General features: G+C 62.2%; 11 protein-coding genes. 5 read left to right on the top strand and 6 right to left on the bottom strand.

Translation table 11 applies throughout. The annotated features are described in order from the left end of the window. Positions 1 to 171 precede the first annotated feature (171 nt). Genes ABAC460_RS41400 through rhmD form a run of 3 tightly spaced genes read right to left on the bottom strand, consistent with a single transcriptional unit; the run spans position 172 to position 3,014 of the window. Positions 172 to 918 (bottom strand): SDR family NAD(P)-dependent oxidoreductase, encoded by a 747-nt coding sequence (locus tag ABAC460_RS41400; protein WP_023454690.1) that lies wholly within the window; start codon positions 916 to 918, stop codon positions 172 to 174. Continuing rightward, complete coding sequence (locus ABAC460_RS41395; RefSeq protein ID WP_023454689.1) at positions 915 to 1,787, bottom strand: fumarylacetoacetate hydrolase family protein; 873 nt, start codon at positions 1,785 to 1,787, stop codon at positions 915 to 917. The genes ABAC460_RS41400 and ABAC460_RS41395 overlap by 4 nt, the downstream gene beginning before the upstream one ends. A 27-nt stretch (positions 1,788 to 1,814) precedes the next feature. Then, on the bottom strand, positions 1,815 to 3,014 hold the full coding sequence (gene rhmD / locus ABAC460_RS41390; RefSeq protein ID WP_031237159.1) for an L-rhamnonate dehydratase: 1,200 nt from the start codon (positions 3,012 to 3,014) through the stop codon (positions 1,815 to 1,817). A 94-nt stretch (positions 3,015 to 3,108) separates the two neighbouring features. Between rhmD and ABAC460_RS41385 the strand changes: the two genes are divergently transcribed. The 3 genes from ABAC460_RS41385 to ABAC460_RS41375 all read left to right on the top strand — a co-directional run bounded on the left by ABAC460_RS41385 (position 3,109) and on the right by ABAC460_RS41375 (position 6,977). Beyond that, positions 3,109 to 3,930, top strand: coding sequence for an IclR family transcriptional regulator (locus tag ABAC460_RS41385; RefSeq protein ID WP_031237157.1), 822 nt, complete (start codon positions 3,109 to 3,111; stop codon positions 3,928 to 3,930). A gap of 13 nt (positions 3,931 to 3,943) precedes the next feature. Next, a complete protein-coding gene (locus tag ABAC460_RS41380; RefSeq protein WP_023454686.1) occupies positions 3,944 to 4,705 on the top strand; it encodes an SDR family NAD(P)-dependent oxidoreductase in 762 nt (253 codons plus the stop codon). 226 nt (positions 4,706 to 4,931) lie between these two features. After that, positions 4,932 to 6,977, top strand: coding sequence for a glycoside hydrolase family 2 protein (locus tag ABAC460_RS41375; protein ID WP_023454685.1), 2,046 nt, complete (start codon positions 4,932 to 4,934; stop codon positions 6,975 to 6,977). Positions 6,978 to 7,143: 166 nt separating this feature from the next. Here the strand turns inward: ABAC460_RS41375 and ABAC460_RS41370 are convergent, their stop codons facing one another. From ABAC460_RS41370 to ABAC460_RS41360, 3 genes are read right to left on the bottom strand one after another with little or no spacing between them, the layout of a single operon-like run. Then, positions 7,144 to 10,332 carry an alpha-L-rhamnosidase gene (locus ABAC460_RS41370; protein ID WP_023454684.1) on the bottom strand — a complete coding sequence of 1,063 codons (3,189 nt, stop codon included), beginning with the start codon at positions 10,330 to 10,332 and terminating at the stop codon, positions 7,144 to 7,146. A 59-nt stretch (positions 10,333 to 10,391) separates the two neighbouring features. Next, on the bottom strand, positions 10,392 to 10,745 hold the full coding sequence (locus ABAC460_RS41365) for an L-rhamnose mutarotase (RefSeq protein WP_023454683.1): 354 nt from the start codon (positions 10,743 to 10,745) through the stop codon (positions 10,392 to 10,394). A 10-nt stretch (positions 10,746 to 10,755) separates the two neighbouring features. Beyond that, the gene (locus tag ABAC460_RS41360; RefSeq protein ID WP_023454682.1) at positions 10,756 to 11,775 is read right to left on the bottom strand and encodes a LacI family DNA-binding transcriptional regulator; all 1,020 of its coding nucleotides are present in this window, start codon (positions 11,773 to 11,775) and stop codon (positions 10,756 to 10,758) included. Between the two features lie 295 nt (positions 11,776 to 12,070). On the opposite strand from ABAC460_RS41360, the gene ABAC460_RS41355 reads away from it, so the two are divergent. Together ABAC460_RS41355 and ABAC460_RS41350 are read left to right on the top strand one after the other, a co-directional pair. Beyond that, on the top strand, positions 12,071 to 13,249 hold the full coding sequence (locus tag ABAC460_RS41355; RefSeq protein ID WP_023454681.1) for an aldose 1-epimerase family protein: 1,179 nt from the start codon (positions 12,071 to 12,073) through the stop codon (positions 13,247 to 13,249). Positions 13,250 to 13,251: 2 nt separating this feature from the next. Continuing rightward, on the top strand, positions 13,252 to 13,998 hold the full coding sequence (locus ABAC460_RS41350) for an SDR family NAD(P)-dependent oxidoreductase (protein WP_081716633.1): 747 nt from the start codon (positions 13,252 to 13,254) through the stop codon (positions 13,996 to 13,998). The last annotated feature ends 69 nt before the right edge of the window (positions 13,999 to 14,067 follow it).

Here is a 14,067-nt window from a genome sequence, read left to right as displayed (position 1 = left end):
CTCTCCCCGCCAAAGCGGGGAGAGGACGAGAGCGGAACGAAGTGAACGCGATCGGGTGAGGGGCCTTAAGAAGACGATTATGCACCGGACGCCGACCAGGCCACTCAATCCATAAAAATAACCCGGCGAGTTGCCCCGCCGGGTCAGTTTTCGGATCAGGGAGATTGATCCTTAGAAAGTGGTCCGCCCGCCCGACGTGTCGAAGGTCGACGCCGTCGTAAACGAGCACTCTTCCGACGCCATGAAGCACACCGTCGCCGCCGACTCATCCACGATACCCAACCGGCCCATCGGGATCTTCGACCGCATATAGTCGACCTGGCTCGGCGGCAATTGCGCCAGGATCGGCGATTCAAACGTCGCCGGAGTCAAAGCATTGACGATGACGCCCTTGGTCGCCAGTTCCTTGCCCAAAGACTTGGTCAAACCGATCACACCCGCCTTCGATGCCGAATAGGCCGAAGCGTTGGGATTGCCTTCCTTGCCGGCCACCGAAGCAACATTGACGATACGGCCGTAGCCGTTGTCGATCAGGAAGGGGATAACCTCACGGCAGCAATAGAACAGGCCGTTCAGGTTGATATCCATCACCTTCTGCCAGGAATCCAAAGGGAACTCCCACAGCGGCACGGTGGCGCCGGTGATCCCGGCCGAGTTGATCAGGATGTCGATCTTGCCCAGCATCTCATGGCTGGTCTTGGCCGCGGCGGCGACCGCAGCATGATCCGACACATCCACGGCCACCACGCCCACGGCGCCGGTCTCGGCCTTCGCCGCTTCCAAAGCCTCGGCGTTCAGGTCCCACAACACGACCCGGCCGCCCTCGGCGGTGATGCGCGCGGCCGCAGCCTTGCCCAGGCCTGAGGCGGCGCCGGTGATGATGGCGCTGCGGCCCGCAAAACGTCCTGCGTAGATCATCCCACGATCTCCTGGCCTTCGAGCGAGAACGGCACCACGGTCTGGCGTTGTTCACCCAGCTTCGAGACGCCTAGATGCATGGTGTCGCCGGCGTTGAGATAGATCGGGTTCGGCTTCTTGCCTTCGCCGACGCCGGGCGGGGTGCCGGTGATGACCAGGTCGCCCGGCTGCAGGGTGATAAAGCGCGAAATATACGAAATGCAGTGGGCGACATTGAAGATCAGCGTCTTGGTATTGCCGGTCTGCATGCGCTGGCCGTTGACGTCCAGGAACATGTCCAGGTTATGGACGTCGCCGACCTCGTCCGGCGTGACCAGCCACGGACCGGTGGGCGCAAACGTGTCGCAACCCTTGCCCTTGACCCACTGCGAACCGCGCTCCTTCTGGAAGGCGCGTTCCGACACGTCATTGACCAGCACGTAGCCGGCGACATGAGACAGGGCTTCGGACTCTTCGACATAGCGGCAGGTCTTGCCGATGATCACGCCCAGCTCGACTTCCCAATCCATCTTGGTGGCGTCGCGCGGCTTCATGACCTCATCATTGGGGCCGGTCAGCGAGGTGATGGCCTTGGTGAAGAAGATCGGCTCGGGCGGGACGGGCAGGTTGGATTCGGCGGCGTGGTCGGCATAGTTCAGGCCGACGGCGATGATCTTGCCGATGTGGTTGACCGGCACGCCGTAACGCGGCGAACCACCAACGACCGGCAGCGACGCGATGTCCAGCGCGGTCAGCTTGGCGAGTTGAGACAGACGGACCGTGTCGGGGGTCAGGTCGGAGATGACGCCCGACAGGTCGCGGATGTTGCCGTCGGAATCGACGACGCCGGGTTTTTCGGAGCCCTTGGGGCCATAACGGCAGAGTTTCATAGTCTTAAAGTCCGTGAGGAGGGGAGGTTAGTGCGTATAGGGCCGGTACAGCTTGACGTCCGGATTGAGCTCGACGCCGAAGCCGGGCTTGTCCAGCGCCGAGACGTTCAGGCGGCCATTGACCGGCACGGGCTCACCCAACAACTGAGGATGGAACATCGGCGCGACATGGTCGGCCTTGGGCGCCATCATCAGGAACTCCGCAAACGGCGAGTTGTGGCGCGTAATGACGAAGTGATACGAATAGACCGACGATCCGTGCGGCACCACCATAATGCCGCGGGCGTCGGCCATGGCCGAGATCTTCAGCAGTTCGGTCACCCCACCGCACCAGCCGACGTCGGGCTGGATCAGGTCGCAGCAATCCATTTCCATCAGCATGCGGAAGCCCCAGCGGGTGGCTTCGTGCTCCCCGGTGGTGACCAGCATCCCGGCCGGAACATTCTTCTTAAGCTGGGCGTAGCCCCAGTAATCGTCCGGCGAAATCGCTTCTTCGATCCACTTCAACCCATGCGGCGCACAGGCATGGGCCAGCTTGGTGGCATAGTTCACATCCAGCGCCATCCAGCAGTCATACATCAGCCAGAAGTCGTCGCCGCACTTGGCGCGCATATCGGCCAGGATGGCGACATTCTTCTTCAGACCTTCGTCGCCTTCGACCGGCCCGTGTAATAACGGAAGTTTTCCGCCGATAAAACCCATCTGCTTGGCGAGGTCCGGCCGCGCGCCGGTGGCGTAGAACTGCAACTCATTACGCACGGCGCCGCCCAGCATATGATAGACCGGTTCGCCGCGCAGGCGCCCCATCAGGTCCCACAAGGCCAGGTCGACGCCGGAAATGGCGTTCACCACAATGCCCTTGCGGCCGTAATATTGCGAGGCGAAATACATCTGGTCCCAGATGGTCTCGTAATCGAACGGATCGCGGCCTTCCAGGAAACGCGCGAAGTGCTTTTCGACAAGATAGGCGGCCGGCTCGCCGCCGGTGGTGACGGCGAATCCCGTTGTGCCGTCCTCGCATTCGATCTCGACGACCAGCGTTCCCAAAACGTTGATCCCAAACGACTTGCGACTCTGGCGATATTCCGGGTAGCGTCCCATCGAGGTAGCGATATGATTGTCGATCCAATGGCCTTCGCCCTGGTCGTGATAATCGGCACCGCCGCCGCCTTCGCCGCCCTTGATCACAGATGCGCGAATTTGCTTGATTTTAGAATATTTTGACATAGTCTCACCATTTGGGACATATCTTTGGGATTCGGCCCCACCTTTATGATTGGGCATTGTGTTCGTCCCACAATTTAAATATGAGTTCTAAAGAATGAAACCAGCAGCGTCAACGGACAATTTGCCGGAGGGCAGCGAGGAGGCGAGTGGACCGAAGTCGCTCGCCGGCGCGCAGACCCTTGTGCGCGGCCTGGACGTGCTCATGGCGGTGGCCGACAGCGGCAAGAACCTGCCGGAACTGTCCGAAGCCCTTGGCCTGACCCGCTCGACCACTCACCGCCTGGCCACCACCCTGGTCGAACAGCGCTTTCTCAACTTCACGCCGCGGGTCGGCTACAGCCTGGGGCCGCGCCTGCTGGAACTGGGCTATCTCGCCTCGCGCCAGATGAACCTGGCCCGGGTCGCCCACGACGAACTGGTCAATCTTGCCAAACAGACCGGCGACACCGTCCATCTCGGCATCCTCGACAACGGCCGCGCTCTCTATCTCGACAAGGTCCTGGGCACCCGGCGCATCGAAATCAGCTCGCGCATTGGCGAACGCCAGCCCCTGCGATCGACCGGCATCGGCAAGGCCCTGCTGCTGGACGAACCCGAAAGCTTCCTGCGCGACCTCTATGCCCGAGAATCACGCGACTTTCCCGGCTATCGGGTATCGGAAGGCGACTGGCTCGACCGCATGAAGGCCTACGGGCAGGCTGGCTATGCCCTGGACCTGGAAGAAAACGAAGACCGGATCCGCTGCGTCGCAGCCCCGATCCGTGACGCCGCCAACCGCATCATCGGCTCGATCAGCGTGTCATCGGCGGCGCAATATATGGACGACGCGCGCATGAAGGCCCTGACCCAGGACGTTCTGGCCACGGTGCGCGCCATCTCCGCCGAATTCGGCTGGAGCGAGAAACACTTAAAATAATCGGGGAAGTAAAATGCTTTTGGAAGGACAAAAGGTTCTGATCACAGGGGCGTCGCGCGGTATCGGCCGGGCGACGGCGATCATGTGCGCCCGTCACGGCGCCGATGTCGGCCTGAACGTCTATAAGGACGCCGAAGCGACCGCAGACGTCGTCGCCGAAATCGAAGCCCTGGGGCGCAAGGCCTTTGTCTATGACGGCGACGTCGCCGATGCCGCGTCGGCCCCGGCCTTCGTCAAGGGCGCAGCCGCGGCCCTGGGCGGGGTGACAGCCTTTGTGTCCAATGCCGGCATCTGCCCGTTCCACAGCTTCCTCGACATGCCGCAGGATGTCTTCCTGCGCACCCTGAACGTCAACTATACCGGCGCCTATTACATGTGCCAGGCGGCTGCCAACCAGATGGTCGAACAAGGCGGGGGGGGCTCGATCATCGCGGTGTCATCGATCTCGGCCCTGGTCGGCGGCGAACTGCAAACCCACTACACCCCGACCAAAGCCGGGGTGCATTCGCTGATGCAATCGACGGCGATTGCGCTGGGCCGGCACGGCATCCGCTGTAACTCGGTCATGCCGGGGACGGTTGCGACCGATATCAACAAGGACGACCTGGCCGATCCGGCCAAGCGCGCCTACATGGAAAAGCGCATCCCGCTGGGCCGCCTGGGCCACCCGGACGACATCGCCAAGGTGGTTGTCTTCCTGGCCTCGGACCTGAGCAGCTACGTCACCGGCGCCTCGGTCCTGACCGACGGCGGCCTGTTTGTGAACCTGCAGTAGCTCCTCATCCAATTATCTGAACCGAAACACATTTCCTTGCTCCTCCCCACTTGTTGGGGAGGGGGACCGCTCGAGTGAGTGGAGACCTGAGGTCAAAGACCGAAGGTCGAAGCGAGTGAGGTGCGGTGGTGGGGTAGTTACGATCAGAGAGGCGGCTCACATGCTTCCAGGCTTGCGATTCAAATCATCACATGTATGATGTATTTAAAATCACAGGAAATGCCCGATGCCCAAACTTCTCCTCGGCTTGCTGCTAACCCTGGCTCTCGCTTTGCCGAACGCCGCCATAGCCCGCGAGAAGGCCTCGCTCAACGCTGCCTGGATGTTCCACAAAGGCGATGTCCCCACAGCCTCCGATCCGAACTTCCAAGCCGACACTTGGCAGGCGATCGAGCTGCCGCACACCTACAATGCGTCGGATGCCGGCGCCGGTGGCGACAAGGCGCGCGGCGAAGAGGAGGGCGTCTACTACCGGGGCCCGGCCTGGTACCGCCGCGATCTGACTGTCACGCCCCAGCCAGGCAAGCGCTACTTCCTGCAATTCGAAGGCGCCGCCCTCATCACCGAAGCCTATCTCAACGGCAAATCCGTCGGCCGTCACGACGGCGGCTATGCCACCTTCCGCTTCGACATCACCGACGCGTTGAAGAGCGGCCGCAATGTCCTGGCCGTCAAGGTCGACAATACCCGCGTCAACCACATCGCGCCGCTGACCGGCGATTTCAACGTCTTCGGTGGCCTGTATCGCAATGTCTGGCTGGTCACCGCCGATGGCATCCATGTCGACCTGATGGACCATGGCGGACCGGGCGTCTACGCCACCACGAAGACCATCACAAACGCCTCGGCCGACATCCACGTCAAAAGCCTGATCCGCAACGATACGGCGACGTCGGCGCCGGTCAAGGTGCGCACCACCATCCTCGATGCTTCCGGCAAGACCGTGGCGCAGTCGACCACCACCTTTACCGTCGCCGCCAACACGACCGTCCCGACCGAAACCAACCTGACCGTGAAAAAGCCGCGCCTTTGGGCCGGCCGCAGTGCCCCCTACCTCTACACCGTCAAAATCGAGACCGGCAGCGACACAGTGACTGTCCCCTTGGGCGTGCGCACCTTCACCATCGACGTCAAAAATGGCGTTTTACTGAACGGCAAACCCTATGCCGTGTATGGCGCCAACATGCAGCAGCCGGGCCGCTACGGCAAGGGCACGGCCGTGTCCGACGCCGAGATCGACGAGGACATGCAGATCATGGACGAGATGGGCGTCACCGCCCTGCGCCTGGCCCATATGCAGCATCATCCGCGCGTCTACGAAGAGGCCGACCGCCGCGGCATCCTGATCAGCACCGAAGCGCCCCTGGTCGACTTCATCGACGCCTCGGACGCCTTCAAGGCCAATGCCGTCCAGCAGATGCAGGAACTGATCGCCCAGAACTATAACCACCCTTCGGTCGTGGTGTGGGGGCTGGGCAATGAGATCCGCTCCAACGATCCCGATCCCAACCCGGTCCTGGCGGCCTTGCAATCCACCGCCAAGGCCATGGATACCTCGCGCCCGACCGCCTACGCCCACTGCTGCCTGGCCGACGACGATCCGGTTGCCCTGCACAGCGACATCGTGTCCTACAACAAATATTTCGGCTGGTACTGGGGCGAGTTCGAGGACATCGGCAAGTGGGCCGATGAAGTCCATGCCAAGCTGCCCAACCGCGTCATCGGGATTTCGGAATACGGCGCCGGCGCCTCGATCCTGCATCAGGAGGACCTGCCCAAACGCACCGTCCCGCAGGCCTACTGGCACCCGGAGCAGTATCAGTCGGCCTATCACGAGGCCAACTGGAAGGTTTTGAAGGCGCGGCCGTACCTGTGGTCGAACTTCATCTGGGTGGCGTTCGATTTTCCATCCTTCCGCCGCAACGAAGGCGACCGTCCGGCGATCAACGACAAGGGCCTGGTGACCGAGGACCGCAAGGTACGCAAGGACGCCTATTACTGGTACCAGGCCAACTGGTCGGACAAGCCGATGGTACATATCACCAGCTCGCGCGACACGCCCAAGCGCGTCCGCAAGGTGACGGTAAAGGTCTATTCCAATGCGGCTGAAGTGCGCCTGCGCCTGAACGGTGTCGATCTCGCCGTCCAGCCGGTGGTGGACCACATGGCCACCTGGAAGATCGAGCTAAAGGACGGCGACAACGTCATCGAAGCCACTGCCGGCGACATTACCGACCAAGTGATGTGGAGCTATACCGACAAGATCGGATGAGGCTCAAAAATCCCCTCTCCCCGCCTGCGGGGAGAGGACGAGAGCGGAGCGAAGTGAACGCGATCGGGTGAGGGGCCTTCAGAAGGCGACCGTGCACCGACGCTGACCAAGCCCCTCACCCTAACCTCTCCCCGTGAAAGAACAGGGAGAGGGGGTTCTGACGGCGCTAGGCTTTGGCGGTGAAGCGATATTCCCCCGACCCAACTTCCAAGGTCACCTTGCCATCCTTGCGGCTCAGCACCTTGACCTCGCGCGGCAAACCCTTGCCGCTTTCGGTGACGGAGGTACCAGGCAAAACCACTTCGGCGATGGCATTGGCGGGCACAGTGAGCGAAAGGTTGAAACCGCCGGCGGTCTGTTCCCACTGGGTCGAGATCCGGCCCAACACACTGTCGTAATCGCCGCCGCCCGTCGTCACCCGCCCGTCCAGCACGGGATCGAAACGGAACCGCCGGAAGCCCGGTTCCACCGGATCGATCCCGGCAATCCGCCGGAAGACGAACCCTGTCACGGCACCCAACGCATAGTGGTTGAACGAATTCATCGACACGTCGCCGACATCGCCGTTCCAACGCTCCCAGATCGTCGTGGCGCCCTTGGCCACCATGTAGCCCCACGACGGGAACTCGGTCCGCAGCAGCAGGTTATAGACGATGTCGGAATACCCCGCGTCGGCCAGCACATCCAGGCTGCTCGGCGTGCCCAGAAAGCCCGTGGTCAGCAACATGCCGCGGCGCTTGATTTCGGCGACCAGATGCGCCGCCGTCGCCGCGCGCTGGCCCGCTGGCACCAGGTCATATTTCAAACTAAGGATATAGCCGGTATGCGATCCGTTGCCGACCGTCCCGTCCGCCCGCACGAACGCCTTCACATAGGCCGCGCGTACCTTCGAAGCCGTCGCGCGATATCCTGCCGCCTCGGCCGTCCGCCCGCTCGCCTGCGCCATCGCGGCCATCATATCCAGCGACATCTTCCACATGGCCGTAGCGACCAGGTCCTTCGGCGTGGTCGGATCGCCGGGCTCCTTGGCGTCCAGCGCCACCCAGTCGGCATAGTCGTGGCCGCGCTTGTTCAGCCACAGATACTCCGGGTTATTGATCTCAAGGAAGCGCATATAGCGCATCATGGCGTCCCAGTTCTCATCGATGACGCTGGTGTCGCCATAGCGCCGCCACACCGTCCACGGCAGGATAACGCCGGCATCGGACCAGCCGGGCGAAGCGCCATGCTCACCCCAGGCTTCGTCCCAGGCATTGGGCGCGAAATCGGGGAAAGCGCCGTCCTTGGTTTGGGCGTCACGGACATCGTTCATGAACCGCCGCGTAAAGGCGACTACGTTCATATTGAAGGCCGCGGCATCCCAGAACACGCCGGCATCACCCATCCATCCCAACCGCTCGTCGCGTTGCGGGCAATCGGTCGGCAAACCGACAAAGTTGGAACGCTGCGACCACAACGTATTCTGCCACAACTGCTGGATCACCGGATTGCCGATGCGCAGATGGCCGGTTTCGGGCAGGTCGCTGTGGATGACCTGGCCGACGATATCCTTGGCATTGGGCGTGCCGGGATAGCCTTCGACCTGGACATAGCGGAAGCCATGATAGGTGAAGCGCGGTTCCCACCGTTCGTAGTCGCCGCCTTTCAAAATATAGGTGTCGGTGCATTTGGCGGCGCGCAGATTGGCTTGGTCGACCTCGCCCGACGGCAGCAGGTATTCGGCGAATTTCAGGGTGACGGTATCGCCGGCCTTGCCGCGCGCGATCAGCCTTACCCAGCCGGCGAAGTTCTGCCCGAAGTCATAGACATAGACTCCAGGCTTAGGCTCGGAAATGCTGTTGCTGACACGGGACTGGGTTTGACGGATGGGCTGCGAGTCCTGCGCCTTCAGCGCCCCGACTGGCAGAGGCGCCAACCCCACAGCCTTCCATCCGGACTCGTCAAGCCCACCCTCGGACCACCCGGCGATCTCCTTGCGGGCGTCATAGGTCTCGCCATTATAGATTTCGCTCATCACGATAGGCGAGGGTGTAATCCGCCACGATTCATCCGTCACAACGACCGTTTGACTGCCGTCGGTATAGGTGATTTCGAGCTGCGCCAGGTAGCGCAACGGCGGCGGCCCGTAGGCAAAACGTCCGGCCGGTGCATTGTAGCTACCATACCATCCGTCGCCGACAATGGCGCCGATGGCATTGGCAGAGCCCGCTTTCACCAATTTTGCAACGTCATACGTTTGGTATAACACGCTTTCGCGGAAGTCCGTGCTCTCCGGCGTCAGCAGGGCATCACCGACCCGTTGACCATTGATCCAGGTTTCATAACCGCCCAGCGCCGAGGCGTACAACCGTGCCCGCGCTACCGGCTTATCGGCCGAAAACGCCTTGCGCAGCAGATAGGCGCCTTTGCCGGGCAGGGCCTCCATCTGGTAGTCGGCTGTCTTGGCCATCGCCCATGTCGCGTCGTCGAACGCCGGCAACATCCATCCGGCATCGCTGACCAAAGCCGTGCGCGTCCCGACGCTCGAAAACCGCTGGGTGCGACCGTCCTTGAACCGGGCGCGAATCAGGATCGCCATGGCGTTTTCGGGTTGATACATGGCCAGGAAGCCGTCGGGATCCTTGACCTCGATGGCGACGACATGTTCGCCCTTGCCCAGCGACACGGTCGATTCCGCCACCTCGCTCTTGCCAAAACGCGGAGCGCTGTCATCAGGCAGTGAGACGGGCTTGCCATCGACCCACAGGCGGTAGCTGTTGTTGGCGATGGTGACCAAGGTCGTCTCAGCCGCTTCCGGCAAGCTGAACTTCAGACGAAACTGACGCGGTGCCTGGTTGGGCGCGCGGCTGCCGGCGACCCAGTTTAGGCCGGTTTCGCGGTCGGCGCGTGAGCCTTCGTCCTCGGCGGCGATCCATTTGGCCGACCAATCCGATGGCTGCAGCAACGCCATTTCCCAGGTGGCTGGCGCGCTGCGCGACGTGTTGCCGTGGTTGTCGGTGACCAGGACATCCCAGAAGACTCTCTGACGCGACGCCAATGGCTTACCGGCATAGGTCACATCGAAGCATTTGTCCGACTCGACCTCGCCGGAATCCCACAGGTCGGCCTGACCGCCGGCCAGCACTTCATTCGAAGACGCTACCCGCACACGGTACTTCACCTGCAGCGTCTTGCGCTGGGGCGAGGCCAGTTGCCACGACAGCCGCACAGCAGGATCGTCTAGCCCGAGCGGATTGGTCAGGCTGTTGGCCTGCAGCCTGTGCACGGTCAGCCCGGTCTGGGCCAGGGCGGGCGCGGCAGAGGCAACGGAGGTGAGGGCGGCGGCGGTCATCAACCCGCGGCGGGACAGCTTCATGTGGCATTTCCTCGGTTATGTATTGGGCCTGTCCGGATACACAGGACGGCCATATTGAACTAAACCTGCTCGGCCAGACTATAGATCCGTTCCATCTCCAGCCAGGTTGATCCCTCGGGACCGAACGGCAAAGGCTTTTGAAACGTCCGCATCAGCGCATCCCAGGCCGCGACGTCCGGATTATCGCCATCCCGTTCAGCCTTGGCCACGGGATCGAAGTCCGGCCCCTGTTCCATGATCAACACCATGCGGTCGCCGACCAGCCAGATTTCCAGCTCGCGGATATCGTCCGCCCGGATAGCCGCCGTCACGGCCGCCGGCACAACCCCAGCCGCGTGCCATGCCTTGTACCGTTCAATCCGGTCGCCATCGTCGTACAGGTCGACGGCAAAGACTTTGCGCCCCCCTTTCATTTTGAACTCGTCATTCGGGAATGTTCTCCTTGAAGATGGCCTGCACCCGGATCGGGATATGCGACTTCAAGGCCTCGCCGCGCACGATCCGCGCCAGTTGATCGATCGCCTCGCGCGCCTCGACCCGCGGGTTCTGGTCGATCACCGCATCCATCACGCCGTTCAGCAGAAACCGCCGCGTATGTTCGGTCAATTCATGGCCGATGAAGACGACCTTGCGCGCCATGCCGGTCTCTTCCAAAGCCTTGGCGATGCCGCGATTACCGGCGCCGATATTGTAGATCCCCGCCAGTTCCGAGTATTGCCGCAGCAACAGCCGGCATTCCTCATAGGCGCGTTCGTCATTGTCCTGGACTTCGCGCAGTTCGACGATCGACAGGCCGGGATAGTCCTCGCGCAGGATGTGGCGGAAGCCCATCTCGCGCTCTTCGTGGCCGCGATAGGACAGCGATCCGGCAAACAGGGCCAGCTTGGCCGGCCCCTTGGGCAGCAGACGCCCCAGCAAATACCCACTCAAACGCCCGGCGGCGCGGTTGTCGATGCCGACATAGGATTCGCGCGGCACGTTGGAGATGTCGGAAATCAGCGTCACCACATGGGTGCCGGCATTACGCACCTGGCGCAGCGCTTCGCGCACCAGCGGATGGTCCAGGGCGATGACCCCGACTCCCCGCGATTTCCCGGCCAGCTTCAACAACGTATCCGCCAACGCATAAGGATCGAAGCCCTGGATGAAGTGCAGCCGCAACTCGATATCGCCGCGATCCGCGGCAACCTCTTCCAGGGCAGTAGCCAGGTTCTGCATGAAGCTGTTGCTGCCGCTGGGCAGCAGGAAATCGAGCGCCACGGGCGCCCGGCTGATCCCGGCATCGGGCGACTGGGCGATGTAGCCCAGCTTGGTGGCGGTCTGGAAGACGATGTCGCGGGTACGGTCGCGCACGCCGGGGCGGCGGTTCAACACGCGGTCGACCGTGGCGGTCGACACACCGGCCTGGCGGGCGATGTCGATCAGGGTGGCGCGATCGGCCAAATGGGTCTCCTCCGGGAGGTTCGCGCCGGTTCTGATGTAGCGCTGTTATACATCAAAATACATCGCGTCGCCGGCGGTCTGTCAAGCGGATTTATCGTGATCGATCCCGTCTGAAACCGCGTGCGTCGCATCGTATCACGACTATAATATTGAATTTACGGAATAAAATATCACATCTACACACACCTCATTAAAAATTACACGTATGATGTATGATGATCTATTGACATCATCATCGATGCGTCTATGACTCGTAACCAGCAAAATATAAGCCTACAGGGACTTCGGAATTCACATGGCGCAGTTGTATCAGCGCACCTATACCCGTCGCGAACTGGCGGCCCACACCGGGCAGTTGTCGCAGTTCGCCGGTGTCCGCCTGATGACCCTGGACGACGGGGTCGAACGCGGCGTGCGCATGCTGGAATTCCGCACCGGCAGCGGCCTGCGCTTCACCGTCATGGTCGATCGCGCCATGGACATTGCCGACTGCGAACACAATGGCCGCGCCGTCGGCTGGCATTCGCCGTCGGGCTTCCAGAACCCGGCCCTGCATCAGTACGAAGGCGAGGGCGGACTGGCCTGGTTCCGCGCCATGTCCGGCCTGATCGTGACCTGCGGCCTGGACCACATCCTGTTCATGGATGAAGACGACGCGGCGCAATATCACTACGGCCCCAAAAAGACGGTGAAGTCGTCGCTGCACGGCCGCGTTAGCACCATTCCGGCGCGCCTGACCGGCTACGGCGAGGCGTGGGACGGCGATGAATGCATCCTGTGGGCCGAAGGCATCGTGGCGCAATCGACCGTGTTCGGCGAAGACCTGCACCTGATCCGCCGCATCGAAGCCACCGTCGGCGGTGACGATATCCGCCTGACTGACCGGGTGGTCAATCACGGCTTTTACCGCACGCCGCACATGTACTGCTATCACATCAATGTCGGCCACCCGATCCTGGCTGAAGGCGCCCGCTACGTCGCGCCGATCCGTGATGTCGTCTGGGCCGCCCACGCCGACACCTACCAAAATCAAAATGTCGGCTATCGCACCTTGCCGGCGCCGCAGATGAACTTCCACGAACAGGTCTGGCAGCACGACATGGCGCCGGACGCCGACGGCAAGGTCAGGGTCGCCCTGGTCAATGACGCCATCGGTTTCGGCTTCGCGGTCGAAACCCTGAAGTCGCAGTTTCCGGCCATGTACGAATGGCAGAACCTGCAGGCCGGCCACTACGCTTTGGGCATCGAGCCCTCCACCAACCATGTCTACGGCAAACAATTCGCCCGTGAACGCGATGAGCTGATCTGGCTCGAACACGGGCAGGAACGCCGCTACGACACGACCTTACGCATCCTCCCTGATGCCGACGCCGTCCGCACCTATTGCTCCCGCATCGCGGACGTCACACCTGCGCCGGAGGCGGACTACCCGGTCCCCTCCGGTCTTTTTCCCAAGATCGTCCGGGAGGGATGAACATGCACGGCAAGACCATCCTCTATACCGGCGCGGCCGGCGGGCTGGGGCTCCAGACCACCCTGCGCTTCCTGGAACGCGGCGCCACGGTGGTGGCCGTCGACCATGACGATGCGAAAATCGCCGCCCTGACCTCGGCCGCGGCGCCGATCACCAATGGCCGGCTGGTGCTGCTGCACAGCGACATGTCGGACCTGGACGGCTTTCGCGCCGGATTGAAGCAAAAGCTGGAAGAGACCGGCGGCTTCGACATCGTCGTCAACAATGCCGCCATCTATCCATCCAAGCCGTTCGAAGACTATACGGTCGAAGAGCATCAGCTGGTCCAGCGGGTCAATGTCGACGCCGGCATCGTCGCCGTGCAGGAAGCGCTGCCCGGCATGAAGGCACGCGGTTTCGGCCGGATCGTCAATGTCGCCAGCGTGACCTTCTATGGCGGCTGGGCCCTGCTGTCGCCCTATGTCGCCTCGAAAGGCGCCCTGGTCGGGCTGACCCGGGCGTGGGCGCGCGAATTCGGCGCTTACGGGATTACGGTCAATGCCATCTCGCCGGGTGCTTTCCCGACCGACGCCGAAAAGATCCATCCCGATCCCGACGGCTACACCAAATTCGTCCTCGACCACCAGGCGGTGAAACGGCGCGGCCATGTCGGCGACATCGCCAATGCCATCGCCTTCCTCGCCTCCGAAGACACGGGTTTCATCACCGGCCAGACGCTGAATGTCGATGGCGGCTGGGTTATGCACTGAGCGCATCCCAAAAAGTGGCGTGAAACGTCGATTGCACTTTTTGGAATAGATGCGCGACCAAGGAAAAAT

Origin of the sequence: Asticcacaulis sp. AC460 (genome assembly GCF_000495795.1) — a bacterium.
Taxonomy (GTDB): domain Bacteria; phylum Pseudomonadota; class Alphaproteobacteria; order Caulobacterales; family Caulobacteraceae; genus Asticcacaulis.
This window is presented reverse-complemented; position numbering and strand designations above follow the sequence as displayed.